13 protein-coding genes are annotated in these 14,860 nt (G+C 44.3%); 9 read left to right on the top strand and 4 right to left on the bottom strand.

Going from position 1 to position 14,860, the window contains the following annotated elements:
• Window positions 1–2 precede the first annotated feature (2 nt).
• The 6 genes from CXF60_RS05490 to CXF60_RS05465 all read left to right on the top strand — a co-directional run bounded on the left by CXF60_RS05490 (window position 3) and on the right by CXF60_RS05465 (window position 5,797).
• On the top strand, window positions 3–608 hold the full coding sequence (locus CXF60_RS05490) for a 3'-5' exonuclease (protein WP_102091114.1): 606 nt from the start codon (window positions 3–5) through the stop codon (window positions 606–608).
• 313 nt (window positions 609–921) lie between these two features.
• Window positions 922–2,964: a D-alanyl-D-alanine carboxypeptidase/D-alanyl-D-alanine-endopeptidase gene (locus CXF60_RS05485; RefSeq protein WP_102091113.1), complete on the top strand. Its 2,043-nt coding sequence runs from the start codon at window positions 922–924 to the stop codon at window positions 2,962–2,964.
• 64 nt (window positions 2,965–3,028) lie between these two features.
• Entirely contained in the window at window positions 3,029–3,514 is a 486-nt protein-coding gene (locus CXF60_RS05480) for an ABZJ_00895 family protein (RefSeq protein WP_057758504.1), read from the top strand.
• 185 nt (window positions 3,515–3,699) lie between these two features.
• A complete protein-coding gene (locus CXF60_RS05475) occupies window positions 3,700–4,248 on the top strand; it encodes a DUF421 domain-containing protein (protein WP_102091112.1) in 549 nt (182 codons plus the stop codon).
• A gap of 85 nt (window positions 4,249–4,333) precedes the next feature.
• The gene (gene rlmH / locus CXF60_RS05470; RefSeq protein WP_102091111.1) at window positions 4,334–4,822 is read left to right on the top strand and encodes a 23S rRNA (pseudouridine(1915)-N(3))-methyltransferase RlmH; all 489 of its coding nucleotides are present in this window, start codon (window positions 4,334–4,336) and stop codon (window positions 4,820–4,822) included.
• Window positions 4,823–4,906: 84 nt separating this feature from the next.
• Window positions 4,907–5,797: a DODA-type extradiol aromatic ring-opening family dioxygenase gene (locus CXF60_RS05465; RefSeq protein WP_102091110.1), complete on the top strand. Its 891-nt coding sequence runs from the start codon at window positions 4,907–4,909 to the stop codon at window positions 5,795–5,797.
• Between the two features lie 29 nt (window positions 5,798–5,826).
• On the opposite strand, the gene CXF60_RS05460 is transcribed toward CXF60_RS05465, so the two are convergent.
• From CXF60_RS05460 to CXF60_RS05450, 3 genes are all read right to left on the bottom strand, one after another.
• The gene (locus CXF60_RS05460) at window positions 5,827–7,320 is read right to left on the bottom strand and encodes an amidase (protein WP_102091109.1); all 1,494 of its coding nucleotides are present in this window, start codon (window positions 7,318–7,320) and stop codon (window positions 5,827–5,829) included.
• Window positions 7,321–7,435: 115 nt separating this feature from the next.
• Window positions 7,436–7,717 (bottom strand): hypothetical protein, encoded by a 282-nt coding sequence (locus CXF60_RS05455; RefSeq protein WP_102091108.1) that lies wholly within the window; start codon window positions 7,715–7,717, stop codon window positions 7,436–7,438.
• 108 nt (window positions 7,718–7,825) lie between these two features.
• The gene (locus tag CXF60_RS05450) at window positions 7,826–11,203 is read right to left on the bottom strand and encodes a DNA translocase FtsK (RefSeq protein ID WP_180958092.1); all 3,378 of its coding nucleotides are present in this window, start codon (window positions 11,201–11,203) and stop codon (window positions 7,826–7,828) included.
• Window positions 11,204–11,750: 547 nt separating this feature from the next.
• Here CXF60_RS05450 and trxB point away from each other — a divergent pair.
• Genes trxB through CXF60_RS05435 form a run of 3 tightly spaced genes read left to right on the top strand, consistent with a single transcriptional unit; the run spans window position 11,751 to window position 14,044 of the window.
• A complete protein-coding gene (gene trxB / locus CXF60_RS05445) occupies window positions 11,751–12,773 on the top strand; it encodes a thioredoxin-disulfide reductase (protein WP_102091107.1) in 1,023 nt (340 codons plus the stop codon).
• Window positions 12,774–13,580, top strand: coding sequence for a leucyl/phenylalanyl-tRNA--protein transferase (gene aat / locus CXF60_RS05440; protein ID WP_102091106.1), 807 nt, complete (start codon window positions 12,774–12,776; stop codon window positions 13,578–13,580). It abuts the gene before it with no gap.
• A gap of 29 nt (window positions 13,581–13,609) precedes the next feature.
• Window positions 13,610–14,044, top strand: a complete 435-nt coding sequence (locus tag CXF60_RS05435; protein WP_102078510.1) for a MerR family transcriptional regulator — start codon at window positions 13,610–13,612, stop codon at window positions 14,042–14,044.
• A 93-nt stretch (window positions 14,045–14,137) separates the two neighbouring features.
• Here CXF60_RS05435 and rimI read toward each other — a convergent pair whose 3' ends face one another.
• A complete protein-coding gene (rimI, locus tag CXF60_RS05430) occupies window positions 14,138–14,632 on the bottom strand; it encodes a ribosomal protein S18-alanine N-acetyltransferase (RefSeq protein ID WP_102091105.1) in 495 nt (164 codons plus the stop codon).
• Between the last annotated feature and the right edge of the window lie 228 nt (window positions 14,633–14,860).

The raw sequence follows: 14,860 nt of genomic DNA, 5'->3' as shown, positions 1-14,860 counted from the left end.
ATATGAGCTGGTTACAGCAGTTATCTTGCGCTTGGCAAAAGACGCAATTACAGCGTCCAGAGCTGGCCTCAATGTTTACGACACCTTCGGCTGAGCAGTGGGTGGCGATTGATTGCGAGATGACAGGGCTGAACCCCAAGAAGCATCACCTGCTGTCTGTGGCAGTGATACATATTAATGGCAATACCATCGACACAGGTAATGGCATGCATTTGGTTTGCAGACCTCCTGTCATGCCAGACCGCGACACTATTGTCATTCATGGCCTACGTACCGCCGATGTTGAACATGGCATGAGTTACGATGACATGTTGGCAATGCTGCTACCATTCATAAACAACCGACCAATCGTTGGATTCTGCACACAGCTAGACATGGCTTTTTTGAATCCATTGGTCAAACGCTATATGGGAACCTCGCTACCAAACGAAGTCATAGATTTGCGTCATCTGTACAGTCGGCGTATCAGTGGTCACACACAAGGGCTTTCTGGACAAGCCCAACATCTGAATCGCATATTAGCCCATTACAATATTCCTGAACTGGGCGCGCATGATGCTTATAACGATGCTGTTATGACGGCGATGGCTTTTTTGCATGTGCGTTAGCAGCAAGTCATGCTCGCAATTCAATAGATAGTTATCTAAATAAGGGCGTCATTATCGCTAGGGCGTGTCCTCATTTTGAAAATGGTGATAAAAATGAAGTAAATGGTAGTCAAACAAGGAAAGGAGTACAGATAATATCGAGATATTAGCCAGCTACTTGACGCAGTTTGGCAAAGATTTAGCCATTTTTAGCCCATTTAAATTTTATTGTTCAGATTGATGACACGCCCTAAAATTGTACTGCTGACATCGTGTGCGGAAACAGCAACTCATGTTACCATAGGCTGTTTTTGCCACCTGATGAAAGATACTCATGCGATACCCTTCTAAACGCCGTCATTACTCTACTGCTGCAACCAAAATCACCACGCTTTGTCGTTATTTACGACCGCTTAACCAACCTAATAAACGTCTACCTAGGTTAGCGTTATTGGCAGCAGTTATAGTCACACCGATACATGCACAAGCCGTGTTGCCAGCAGCCATTCAAAAAGCCTTGACGCGTGCCGACTTGACAGAAGCGGATATCAGTATCGTGATTACACCTGTGGGTGACAAAACTGCCAGCCGTCTGCCTACCCCTATTCAAATCATTGATAGTGATGAACCTGACAGCCAATCTGCAGCTACTATAATATCTGAACACCCAGTTACGAACGTCTCTACGGCTACAATTAGCAGCGACCCGAGCCATCAGAGCGCATTAATGACCATAGAGCAGCGCACTATTGAGAAGCACGAGCAAAAAATACATGCTTATACCGATGATCCTTATACTTATCAGAGCGTAGAGAGCATTCCAACAGTTATCCCTGATGAATCTCAGCATACGCTTGATCAGAATGCCAAAGCCCAAGACACAGCTAGCAACAACAAAACCTCTATAAAGATTTCATTTTCGCCTTTGCTGGATCACCAGTCCGACATCCCTCGGACGCCTGCCAGCACCATGAAACTCGTGCCTAGCTTTATCGCTTTGGACACTTTAGGGGCAGATTTTGTGTGGCATACACGGGTTTATCACACAGGTATTGTCATCGGCAACCGTCTACATGGTGACTTGATTATTCAAGGTAGTGGCGACCCGAAAATGACCCACGAGCGCTTGAAGCAGTTACTGTATAAAGTTCAAGCATCCGGTATTCGTCATATCGATGGTGACATCATCATCGACAGCGCAGTTTTTAACAATGTTAGTAAAGACCCTGCCGCCTTTGATAACTCACCTCTACGTCCCTATAACGCTAGCCCTGATGGGTTTTTGGTTAACTTTAGCACCATTGGTATCAAAACTTACCCTCAAGATAACGGCCAAGCAAGTGTGACCTATAAGCCACGGTTAGCCGACTATCAGCTACCTGCTACAATCAATACCCGTGCAGCCAGTTGTGGGCAGGCAAGCTATAGCCTAGCGCCGCAGTGGCAAAACACGCAGCTTGTGTTAAATGCCAGTCTGCCAGAGAGCTGCGGCGAGCATATCTTTTATGTGGCGTATCCCAATGCCAAAGAGTTTGCGGCACACGTCATCGCTGCCAAATGGCAAGCGTTGGGGAATACTTTGAGTGGGCAGGTCATCTCGCAAGAAACCTCTTACGATGTGACCAAGACAACAAAACGAGCGCACGGGCTTACGGCTATCGCGATGTCGCCTCTACCTATGGTCAGCTATCCGTCGTTGAATTTAACCGAGCAGATTCATGACATTAACCACTTCTCAAACAATGTCATGGCTGAGCAAGTGGCGCTATCTATAGGCGCTTACGATAAAGGAAGGCTGACTCATCTAATACCTTCTAGCACAACTGCGACTAGTCCAAGCAGTCATGAAGTCAAAGCTAGTAATGAGATGGATAATAAAGTAGCGGCTGTTAAATCTAATGGTAAAAAGGCGGATAGCTTATATCAGTTTGGTAAGCCTACTACGACAGACTATCCAGCAGCCTTACAAACCATCAATCAATGGTGGCAAACCAATCTCAGTACACCGCCGCCCCATTTGACCAATGGCTCAGGACTTTGCCGCGAGTGTACTATCACCGCCGCCAACCTAAGCGAGCTACTGACTTATGCTTATAGCCGACCAAATTTTGAAGCCTATGTTGACTCGTTAGGGGTCGCTGGGGTTAGTGGCACTATTGCCGCCCACAGCGATCGCTTGCCTGAATCAGTAGCAACTGGTCGCGCATGGATAAAGACTGGCACGTTAAATAACGTCACTTCAATGGCAGGTTACGTCAAAGGACTGTCAGGACAGGATTACGTTGTCGTCGGTATAATTAATACTGATCAAGCATTAAATCCTTATGTAGCGCGACCTGTATTAGATGCCATGCTCGACTGGACAGCACAGCGCTGACACTTAACGCTTTAAGTCGATTTATTATCAATACTCTATTTTTTACCTTTATAAAGGTTAGCTTATGTCACGCCAGACAACCAGTCTCAACAAACCCCAGACACTTGTACAAGTGCAGCCTAAACTGGCTCGATATGTTGGTTTTTTTGCGATTGGATACACGCTTGCCAGTACCATATTTATGATGATACAGACCAAACTTGCGCTCAATCCGCAATTGGTCATGGTGGTTTCTATTATCGTGGGTGCTTATATCGCTGTCAGTAAATTTATCAAACATCAGAAGCGAGCATTAGCTCGAGATGAGATTAATAAATTGATGTTTGGTGGGGTTGTGATTGTCTGGATGCTGACGGTCATTTATTTTTCAGCCATCTGGTTTTGGCTGTTTGATACGATAAGCCGTGAGGTATTGTTTGAGATGGCGATGCAGCGTCCACTACCCCTGCTTTCATCACTGATGCTAATGCTGGTTCTCACTCTAGTCAGTGCACGAATCAGCCTATGGTCTATCAATCGATTATTAGACCCTATACGCAAATCAACGTAAGTACAAACCATCATCTACAAGGTGCTACAAAGTTTTCCCCTGCTAATGCGTAAAATCCGTTAGGCTAAGTTTAGGGCGTGTCATTATTTTAAGAATAGTACTAAAAATGAGACAAAGTAAGGCGCGCCCTAGTAAGTAAAGTTTTAGCGATGACTTGTTTTACCTTTATAATAGGAGCGAACATTATGGACATGATCTTTTTTGACAGCATAGACAAGCTTGGTCGTATTGTTTTGACAACTGTTATGGTCTACGTGTTGATCGTGACAGTTACCAAAATCTCTGGCAAACGCTCGACGTCGCAGCTCAATAACTTCGATTGGATCGTAACGGTCATGATCGGCTCGTTAGGTGCCAGTACGATTTTGCTCAAAGACATTCCCTTTGTGGAAGGGGTTTCGTCGATTTTAGTGCTGTACCTATTACAATTTGTGGTGACCAAATATGCGGCTATTTCACCGCAATTTAGTAACTTTATTTTATCAGAGCCGCGTATCGTTTTTTATCAAGGGCAGTTTTTGCCAGATGCCATGCGTGATGAGCGTTTGACGCGTCAAGAAATCGAATGTGCCATGCGTTCTGAAGGGATTAATAGTTTTGATGATGTCGAAGCCATTGTCTTTGAGTCTGATGCAAAGCTGACTGTCATTCCAAAGCCAACCCAAAGTGATAAAAGCGACGATGATCAAAGCGCAAGTAGCAACGTATCAGAGACGATTAACCCTCTGATGTAAATTGCAGACAATAAAGAACGAACGATACAACTATTAAGAACACACCCTAGTAAGCTTGAATTCAATTATCGAGATGGTAAGCATTATGAAAGTAAGGATTTTGACCGTTGGCAATAAAATGCCTAGCTGGGTACAGACGGGTTTTGACGAATATTACAAACGCATTCAACCGATGCTCAGCACAGAAATTGTCGAAATTGCGGCAGCCAAGCGGGCAAAAAACCCTTCAGATGCTAATTTGGCACAGTACCGTGAGCAAGAAGGTCAGGCTATATTAGCCGTTCATAATGCATCAAGCCGCGAGCAATTTTGGGTATTAGATGTCAAAGGCAAGATGATTTCTACAGAAGGACTGGCTGATAAGCTCGCTGATGGCATGCTACAAGGCGATGATATTGCCTTGGTCATCGGCGGCGCAGATGGCGTCTCACCAGAAGTATTGGCAAAGGCCGATGCAAAATTATCACTATCAGCACTGACATTGCCGCATCCGCTAGTACGCGTCGTACTTATGGAACAATTGTATCGCGCGATGAGTATCAATAATAACCACCCTTATCACCGTGGTAATTAAATAAAATACTAAGCTATTTTTTTGATTTAAAACATCAACCCTAAAATAGATTGAAAAACTGGCGCACGCCCTAATAAATGCAACATGAAATATCCAAAACGTGCGACACCCAACGCCTCTAAGACCTCTCATCAACGTGATGACCATCATAGTGTGCAGACGCCTATCACAGCGGCTGCCGCATGGGAAAATACGTCTGATGTAGCGACGAATACATCTAAGCTACCAGCGCTCTTTATCTCGCATGGCGCGCCTACGCTTGCGATTGAGCAGTCTGCGACGACCAGTGCACTGGCACGTATTGGTCAAAACCTACCTCAGCCACGTGCCATCGTCATTATGTCAGCGCATTGGCAGTCAGCAAAGCTAGAGATTAGCAGTAATCCACAGCCAAAGACGTGGCATGACTTTTCAGGGTTTTCGCCTGAACTTTATGACATTCAGTATCCTGCTACAGGCCAGCCAGCACTGGCTGAGACACTTGCACAGCAGCTGACCGCACGTGGCATCACTTGTAGTGTCAATCCAGTACGTGCCTGTGATCATGGTGTGTGGGCGCCGCTCAGACATCTGTATCCAGAAGCCGATGTGCCTATCGTACAGATATCACTACCACAGCATTATGACAGTATTGCCTGCTATCAATTAGGCGCACAATTGGCACATCTACGTGATGAGCAAATTCTCGTCATTGGCTCAGGTAACATTACGCACAATTTGCAAGCATTGCGCTGGGAAGCTGACAGCATCGATCAAGCAGCCAAAACGTTTAAGCAATGGTTGTTGCAGCAGCTCAAAATAGACATTCCCACGGCGCTCGACTGGCAGCAGTACCCAGACTACAAGGACATTCATCCAAGTGATGAGCACTTGCTACCGCTGTTTTTTGCATTAGGTACTGGTCAGCGCGTTTCTGTCGTTCATCAAAGTATGGCCCATCATAGCTTGGGTATGGACATCTATCGCTTTGATTGAGTGCTATCAATCCAAACTATAGCTTAACCCTAATTCTCAAAAGCGTGTTTGGTAAATAAACCTGCACGCTCCATCTCGCCCGCCACGCTGAATAATGTCGCTTCATCATTCATGCGCCCAATTAATTGCATGCCAATCGGTAGGCCTTTTTTGCTCATACCAACGGGTACTGACATTGCGGGTAACCCTGTAACATTACCCAATAACGTAAAACCCATCTTACCTAATACAGGTGCGCTGAGCTTTTCTATCATGCCTGAGCTAAAGGCATATCTACCCATATTAAAACCTTTATTAAGCACCTCGGCGCTACGCATCATCATCTCATCCATACGACTCGGCGGTAGCACACCATGCTTTACCGCAGGCGTGGGTACAGTCGGGCACAAAATCATATCGTAGTCTTCTAGCAATAGACCCGTCTGATACTGACTATGATGCCAGCCATGTTTCGCATGTGCCAAATCAACCGCTGATAATGAGCGCCCAAGCAGTGCCATATTATAAGTTTGCGGCTCTAGGTTTTTGACGTGGTCAACCCCAAACTCACGCTCGATATTATCAATCGTAAAAGCAGTATGCGCGCAGACCACAACGATAAAGTCATGCCAAAACTGCTCAATGTTGATGTTTGGCTCGGCTGGTACTACTTCATGACCCATAGACTCTAATTGCTTAGCCGTTTGCTCAAGTACCGCCAGCACCTCTTTGTCCACTGTCGTATTGGCTATCAAAGGCTGCTGATGCAAAGCAATTTTTAGCTTTCGCGGTGCACGCATTGCCGCTTGCAGAAACGTACCGTCTGGCGGAGCAATAACGTAAGGGGCACCAATCTCTGCTCCACTAGTGGCATCTAGCATCGCCGCACTATCGCGCACTGATCGCGTAATCACATGGTCAGCCACTGCCCCCTCCCAGCCTTCACCAAGATTAGGGCCCATTGGATTACGTCCGCGGCTTGGCTTTAACCCAAACGTACCGCACCAAGCAGATGGGAAACGTATCGAGCCGCCACCGTCACCACCGCCTGCCATCGGGACAATACCGCTCGCAACTGCTGCTGCACTACCACCTGACGAGCCGCCAGAACTGTAGCCTTTTTTAAAAGGATTATGAGTAGCACCATGCGCTTTTGGCTCAGTCGTGATAATCAGACCAAACTCAGGCGTGTTAGTCTTGCCGAAGGTATTAACACCTGTCGCCTTCATCCGTTTGACGATTTCGCTGTCTTTTTCTGAAATAATATTGACGCTGCGACTGCCCATCGTAATCGGCTCGTCGGCAAAACTAAATGATAAATCTTTTAGTAAATACGGCACGCCAGTAAATACACCTGAAGGCAAACCTGCCTGCGCGGCATTGTAAGCGCGCTCATCAAAACGATGCACGATGGCATTTAGCTTAGGGTTGATTTGATTGGCTTGATGGACAGCAGCATCTAGCAATTCTTTCGCGCTGACCTCACCTGAATTGACCAATGCCGCTAAGGCGAGCCCATCATACTGAGTATATTCTTTAAACATAACTAACCTTCCCTAGTTTGATAGTGTTTAATAAGATTAAATTTTACATTCTTAATTATAGTTACACATAAAAAAAGTCAAACAACTTTGCTCGACTTTTCTATTATTCAAAAATTTATTTCAATTCGAACTGAACAAACCTATTCCACTCTTCAATTGCATTGTTTATAGATTTTTGATGATTTTTAATTCCCTGGTTTTGTTCTTCAACAAAGTCGTTAATACAAATTTGATATTTATTAACGTCATCGACAAACCTATTGTACTGGGCTTCGGATGTAAAATTGTAGGGCTTACTAGGCTTAGAGCAGTACATATGCTTTTGGAACGTATCAGCAAACGCTATATCGTAGATACCTAAAGACATAATGATAATAATGGATACCAATTTCTTCATAAAACCTTCCTATATATTCAGCAGGTGCAGTTAATACTTTTGATACTTATTCTAATATGAACAATTAAAGATAACTAATTAAAACCAGTTTTTAAGGATAGTATTTATCTACATCAACAGCTCACGTTTGCCACTTTTGCCCATCGAGCTGACCAATCCAGCTTCTTCCATAGAATCGACAATACGCGCGGCACGGTTATAGCCGATGCTGAATTTACGCTGAATGCTTGAAGCAGAAACCTTACGTGTTTCCATGATGAAGGCCACGGCATCATTATATAAATCATCATCTTCACCAGAGGCATTGGCTGTACTACCACCGCCTGGGCTAGACAATTCAAAATTGCCTGCCATATTATCAATATAATCAGGGGCGCCGCGCTCACGCCACGCATCACAGACACGGTTAACTTCTTCGTCACTAACGTAAGCACCATGTACACGATCTGGCTCGATTTGCCCTGGCCCCAAGAACAACATATCACCGTTACCTAGCATGTCCTCAGCACCGCCACTATCTAGAATCGTACGTGAATCGACTTTTGAGTTGACTCGTAGTGCCGCACGCACTGGGATATTGGCTTTAATCAGACCAGTAATGACATCGACTGATGGACGCTGAGTCGCTAGCATTAAATGAATACCGGCAGCACGCGATTTTTGCGCCAAACGTGTGATGAGCTCTTCGGCTTGTTTACCAACTTGCATAATCATATCAGCAAACTCATCCGCGACAATGACAATCATGGGTAGTGTTTTTAGCTTGGGTGCTTGGCTAATACTTACGCTGTCATTTGGACGCCATAGAGGATCGAGCATTGGATTACCTGATTTTTCAGCAGCAATGACCTTTTTATTAAACTCATTAAGCTTACGCACTTTGAGTAAACTCATCAGTTGATAGCGACGTTCCATCTCTGCCACGCACCATGACAAGCTACTGGCCGCTTCCGTCATATCTGTGACTACTGGCGTTAGCAAATGCGGAATATCATTATAGTTAGCAAGCTCAAGCTGCTTTGGATCAATCAAGATAAGACGCAGCTCATTGGGTGTATATTTGAGTAGCATCGATAGTAGCATTGAGTTGACCAATACTGATTTACCAGAACCTGTGGTACCAGCGACTAGCATATGCGGCGCACGCGCAAGGTCGGTAATGATTGGGTTACCACCAATGTCTTTACCCATTGCCATGCTAATCTGCGCTTTCGGGTCTTTGAACGTTTCTGTATTGAGCAGTTCAATCAAGCGTACCATTTCACGTTTCTTGTTAGGCACTTCGATACCGATATACGGTTTACCCGGAATCACTTCTACCACACGCAAAGAAGCCATCGATAGTGAGCGCGCTAAATCACGCGAGATACCTGTGACTTTACTAGCCTTCACCCCAGCAGCCAACTCTACTTCAAAACGGGTGACGACAGGCCCTGGAATAGCATTAACCACAGAGGCTTTTACGTTAAATTCTTGTAGTTTAATTTCTAACAATTCAGACAGTTTTTCAAGCTCAGCCACAGTATAGCTAGGCTTACGATCAGGATCTGGCTTATCCAATATAGACACTTCTGGAATAGGCGTCAGGCTGCTGCGATAAGCTGCCGTTTGCATCGAGCGTGACTTTTGACTAAAAGCTGCATCATCACTAATATGAGGCATGACCGGTACATTAATGTCGTCATCACTGTCGTCCTCTGGCATCATATCAGTGATATGGTTGCTGCTATCGCCCTCTGGGACAGCAAAACTAACAGATGGTTGCGCGGGCGTTTTAGGCTCAGGCTGTATATTCGAGACTGGACTGGTCGCTTCCACCGTTGGCGCTGCTTTTGGATTGGCAGGAGGCGTATTGGTTGGTGTCATGTCTGACACATCTGGCACATCTGGCACATCTGGCAATGCAGGCTCAGTCTCTACTGTTACCGGAGCAACTTCAGGCTCAGGGGCTACTGCTGTTTTTTCAGTATGTGGCAACTCTACAGGCGTATCAGACAGTTGATTGGCTGACTCCTGTGCAAAGCTAATAGGCTCTTCTAAGATAGGTTCTGGGTTTTTCTCTTGTACTATTGGCTCAGCTGCTATGATTTCCTGAACAGGCTTAGAGTCTTCATACGTTCCTACAACAGATTCAGTAGGTTCTGATATGTTAGCATGCTCTGCCAACCATGCTTCTGCCAACTTATCTACTTCCTCAGTCTCATGTGTCGTAGAGATTTTAGGATCAGCAGGTTCAATGACTGGCTGACTGGCTAAATTACTGCTCACTGACTCATCAACTGATGGCTGAGCTAGTGATTCTTTATCATGTATATCTGGTTGATCAACCGCTTCCATCGTTGTAGTGGTCACAACAGTAGCAGGTACTGATTTCTCTAACGATGCTGTACTACTAGTACCCGCTTGGGAATAGTTAGGTACAGGCATAGCCGAGCTGTCCATGCTATTGGCATTATAAACCATTTGCTCACTTGCGAGTAAATCATCGACAGTATTGGCATCATTCCACGCAAAGCTTGGCTCAACTTTGCGAGCAACAGGTGTATTTGAGGCTAATGGCTGGGCTGTATTATTGACCGTATTATCAGTAGAGTTATTAAGCGAGCCTGTATCGGTAACTACATGCTCACCTTTTGAGCTATTAGGTGTCGCTGCTGCTTTTGCTGCGATGACGGAGGCTTTGACACTATCTGCCAACCCTGATGTTGCCAAAAAGTCTGACAATACACTACCGAAACGTCCACTACTGCTGACGTCTTGAGTACCGCTAGTATTTTCAGCAGATTGCAACTCAAGTGGTAGCTGCTCATGCTCTACTTTTTTATCTACCGATTCTTCTAAGTTCTGGGTATCATCTTGTAATTTAGTGCTCGGTTCAGTAACGTCGATAGCATTCTGACTTTTTACACCTGAGCCAAGCCATGATAATGCACGAACCTTTTGATATATCGTCATCCAATGGATATTAAAGGCAAACGTAGCGGTAATCACAACGAATACTGCTAAGAAAACCACACTCCCCCACTGCGATAGCAGCTGTGCCAAACGCGCTTGTAGTTCTAGCCCGATGATGCCACCAGCGACGCCTTCGAGGCCGATTGCGTCAGGGTTTGTGACTTGCTGAACTAGAGAGACCAATTGTGCAAATAATGCGCTAGCACTTAATAGTAAAAACACATAAGCGACCAATCGCATGAGCCAAAACGTTGGCTTGTTTTCCCACCAAATCAAGATAGATTCATAAACCACAAATGCCAAAAACCACCAAGCACCAAACCCAAAAAAGCTATAAAGCAAATCGGATAACCATGCGCCTGCCTCGCCGCCCATATTATTAATCGTGGTCATATCACTACTGATGTGCGACCAGCTAGGATCGTTGCCTGTATAAGTCATCAAAATGACAAACAGATAAACGGCCAGTATTAACCCAAGGAGGGTAAACATTCCCTTTTTTAAATACTCAATAAGCGGTGCTGATATCACGTAAGATCTGCCTTGTTATTAATACTAAATGGTCGCCAATGCATGACTAAGCCTAATCATGCTGACATAAAGTGTTGACATAAATGTACCGAGCGAAGTGTTTGTTTGGCATGTGCCGATCATAGAGCCTTTAAACAACCGTTATCGCTTGGCTCCTACTACACTTGGCATAACTTCTTATAATAACAAATACATAGGTGCAGTGGCGACAGTCTTATCAAGAAAGCGTGTAAGAAAGTAAATCAGTAGACACTTTGCGTAAGAAAACAGCTGGTTAGCGAAACACGAGTGGCAAAATATGGCTAACTGTATTGCCTAAATTCTATAAAATAGTCTCCGTTTTCGCGCTTATGTTCCAAAGCTCTTTATTCTTTGATTCTAATGATACCTGTGTTTGTTTTAGCAAACTTGCACTTTGTGTACTGTGCCCTTATGTTATTATCACACAGCAATTAGAAGAAGCATATTCGTAGTCATTTTTGATATTCCTCTTTTATTATATTTATAACTTACATTTTTAATTCGTATATTTAGCAAGGAACAACTCATGGCAACTGACACTACTGCTCCACGTCACGAAAAGCTCATTATTTTAGGCTCAGGCCCTGCTGGCTACTCTGCCGCAGTCTATGCAGCACGCGCTAACCTTAAGCCAGTTATGGTTACTGGTATGGAAGTCGGTGGACAATTAACCACCACTACTGAGGTCGACAACTGGCCAGGCGATGCGCATGATTTGACAGGTCCTGCATTGATGGAACGTATGAAAGCGCATGCGGAACGTTTCGGTACTGAATTGGTCTACGATCATATCAACGAAGTAAACCTAAACGAGCGTCCTTTTCAATTAACAGGTAACAACGGTAGCTATACTTGTGACGCGCTCATTATCTCAACTGGCGCCTCTGCACAGTACTTGGGACTAGAATCAGAGACTAAATTCAGAGGGCTTGGTGTATCAGCCTGCGCCACTTGTGATGGTTTCTTTTATAAAAACCAAAAAGTTGCGGTAATTGGTGGTGGTAATACAGCGGTTGAAGAAGCTTTGTACTTATCTAATATTGCGTCTGAAGTGACCTTAGTTCATCGCCGTGACAGCTTACGCTCTGAAAAAATTCTGCAAGACAAGCTGTTTGAAAAAGCCAAAAATGGCAATGTCAAAATCGAATGGAACCATCAAGTGAAAGAAGTGGTCGGTGATGACATGGGCGTCAATGGCGTCATCATCGAATCAATGATTGATGGCAGCACCAAACAACTAGACACAATGGGTATGTTTGTCGCTATTGGTCATAAGCCAAATACTGACTTGTTCAAAGGTCAATTAGACATGAAAGATGGCTATCTGATTGTTAATAGTGGCTTGAATGGTAATGCTACTCAAACCAGTATTGAAGGTGTGTTTGCCGCAGGTGACGTAGCAGATCACGTTTACCGTCAAGCCATCACTTCTGCTGGCACTGGCTGTATGGCTGCGCTAGATGCTGAAAAGTACTTGGACGCACTGGGCGAAACCGTCGCTCGTGATCACACTTACGATTCAACCCTAACTGCAGATAAAGAAGCCTAAATGGGCAACTTTACTCAACAGCACGATAAACACATTATGCCTGAGACTTTAAAAAGTCTTGGGCGTTATGACTTTCCCGATCCCATTTCTATCGATCCTGATGGTATTGGCATCGTCGCTATGGGTGGTGACTTAGCGCCTGAAACGCTGATATCAGCCTACGCTCAGGGGCTATTTCCTTGGTTTAACGAAGATGAGCCTATTGCTTGGTGGTGTCCCGAGCCGCGTTGTGTGATTGTCCCCTCTGCCTATCAACCGAGTAAGTCTCTACGTAAGCAAGCAAATCGCGAACGTTGGCAAGTGACGCTTAATCAAGCTTTTGACGATGTCATACATGCCTGTAGCTTACCGCGTAGCGTTGGCCTTAATGACAATCAGCCTGAAGGTGAGCATACTTGGATTCATGATGAGATGATCGAAGCTTATACCAAATTGCATGCGCAAGGCTTTGCTCATAGCATTGAAGTTTGGGACGAGACAGGACAATTGATTGGCGGATTATACGGGTTAAAGATAAACGGCATCTATTTTGGTGAATCAATGTTTCATCGAGCGTCTAATGCGTCAAAGCTAGCGTTTTGGGGTCTGATGCGCCTGTGTGAGCAAAGTGATGTCGCACTCGTCGACTGTCAGTTACCGAACGATCATTTGATGAGCTTAGGTGCGACTACTTTACCGCGTGCTGATTTCCTAGCTCAGTTAGACAACTTAATAGGCAGCCAGTCTGTGCCATGGCAAAAGCACTCTCATAAACCGTTATCCGTATCGCTACTGGATAGCGAATCGCCGTGGCAACTAGAGTTATGATTATCATAGAGAAAAAATAAGAGGTTATTATGGCACTTGATACATCGTTTCTATTGATTGGTGAGCTAGCAGCAAAAGCCAATACGACCAAAGATACGGTTCGCCATTACGAGCAATTAGGCCTGCTAAAATCTCGCAAGCGTCAGGCAGGCTCCCGTCTATATACCGAATTTCATCCAGAATGTATCGAACGCATAGAGCTGATCAAAAGCGCACAAGCTATTGGCTTTACGCTTACTGAAATCAAAAACAGCTTAAATGATTATTATGATGGTCACTTGGATATTGATTCGCAGCTCATACTCACTCAGCAAAAATTAGAACAAGTTAAAAAACAGCAAGCCAATATTAGTATAATGGTGGAGCTGCTCAGCGAACGCTTAGATATTTTAGGTCGAATGAAAGCCGATAGTGATTATCAGCTTGATGTGGAAGTCTGTAAAAAGAAAATTCCTTTGCAATAAAGCTTAAATCTTAGTTAACTCTGCTTTTATATCGTAGCTGTTGTAGCTACTTTTATTATCGTCGTTTATTTTTATTAAGCTTTACTCTCTTCATTAAATATAAGTGTGCTGCATGATTAATGCATCGATTGCTGGTTCATGTGGCACTTTATAATATCCTTTGCGTCTATGAATGATGCTAAATGCTTGTTGCTCGTATAACGCTATCGCCGCTGCATTATCGGCACGTACTTCTAACAAAAGACTTTCGACCTGATTAAGCTGTAACAGCTCATGCAGTTTATTTAATACCTGTGAAGCAATGCCCTGACGTTGGTACTTTGGATCAGTTCCGATACGCAACACCTCTGCTTGCTCAAAAGTCGTTTGATATAAGCAATAGCCAACTATCTCACGATGAGAGACGCTCTCTTCTTTGGCTTGATCGTAAGCAATCAGCAGACGAATGCTGTCCTGCTCAAGCAACTCTGTCAACGTTTTCTGATTCCAAGCATCATCTGGTTGCACCATTGCTTCTATATCGGCAACAGTTTGAATGACGTTTTCGGAATTTACTGCATTCGTTGGTAATACTTCTATCGCAAACATGACGTTCCTTTTATACTTATCATTTAATCAGTCTCATCATTTGGTTGTACTTAGATTATATAAGTAAGTGACCAAATTATTTATTTTTTATCGCAAAAAAAAGACCACCCTAAATAGGATGGCCTTTTTTATGACTAATTCATAAGCTCATTGCTGAGACTTAAGGATTAGTTCAATACGTTAGCAACAACACCAGCGCCTACAGTACGGCCGCCTTCACGAATAGCG

Origin of the sequence: Psychrobacter sp. 4Bb (assembly GCF_002836735.1) — a bacterium.
GTDB lineage: Bacteria > Pseudomonadota > Gammaproteobacteria > Pseudomonadales > Moraxellaceae > Psychrobacter.
The sequence above is the reverse complement of the archived record's forward strand: the minus strand, read 5'-3'. Positions and strand labels throughout refer to the sequence as shown.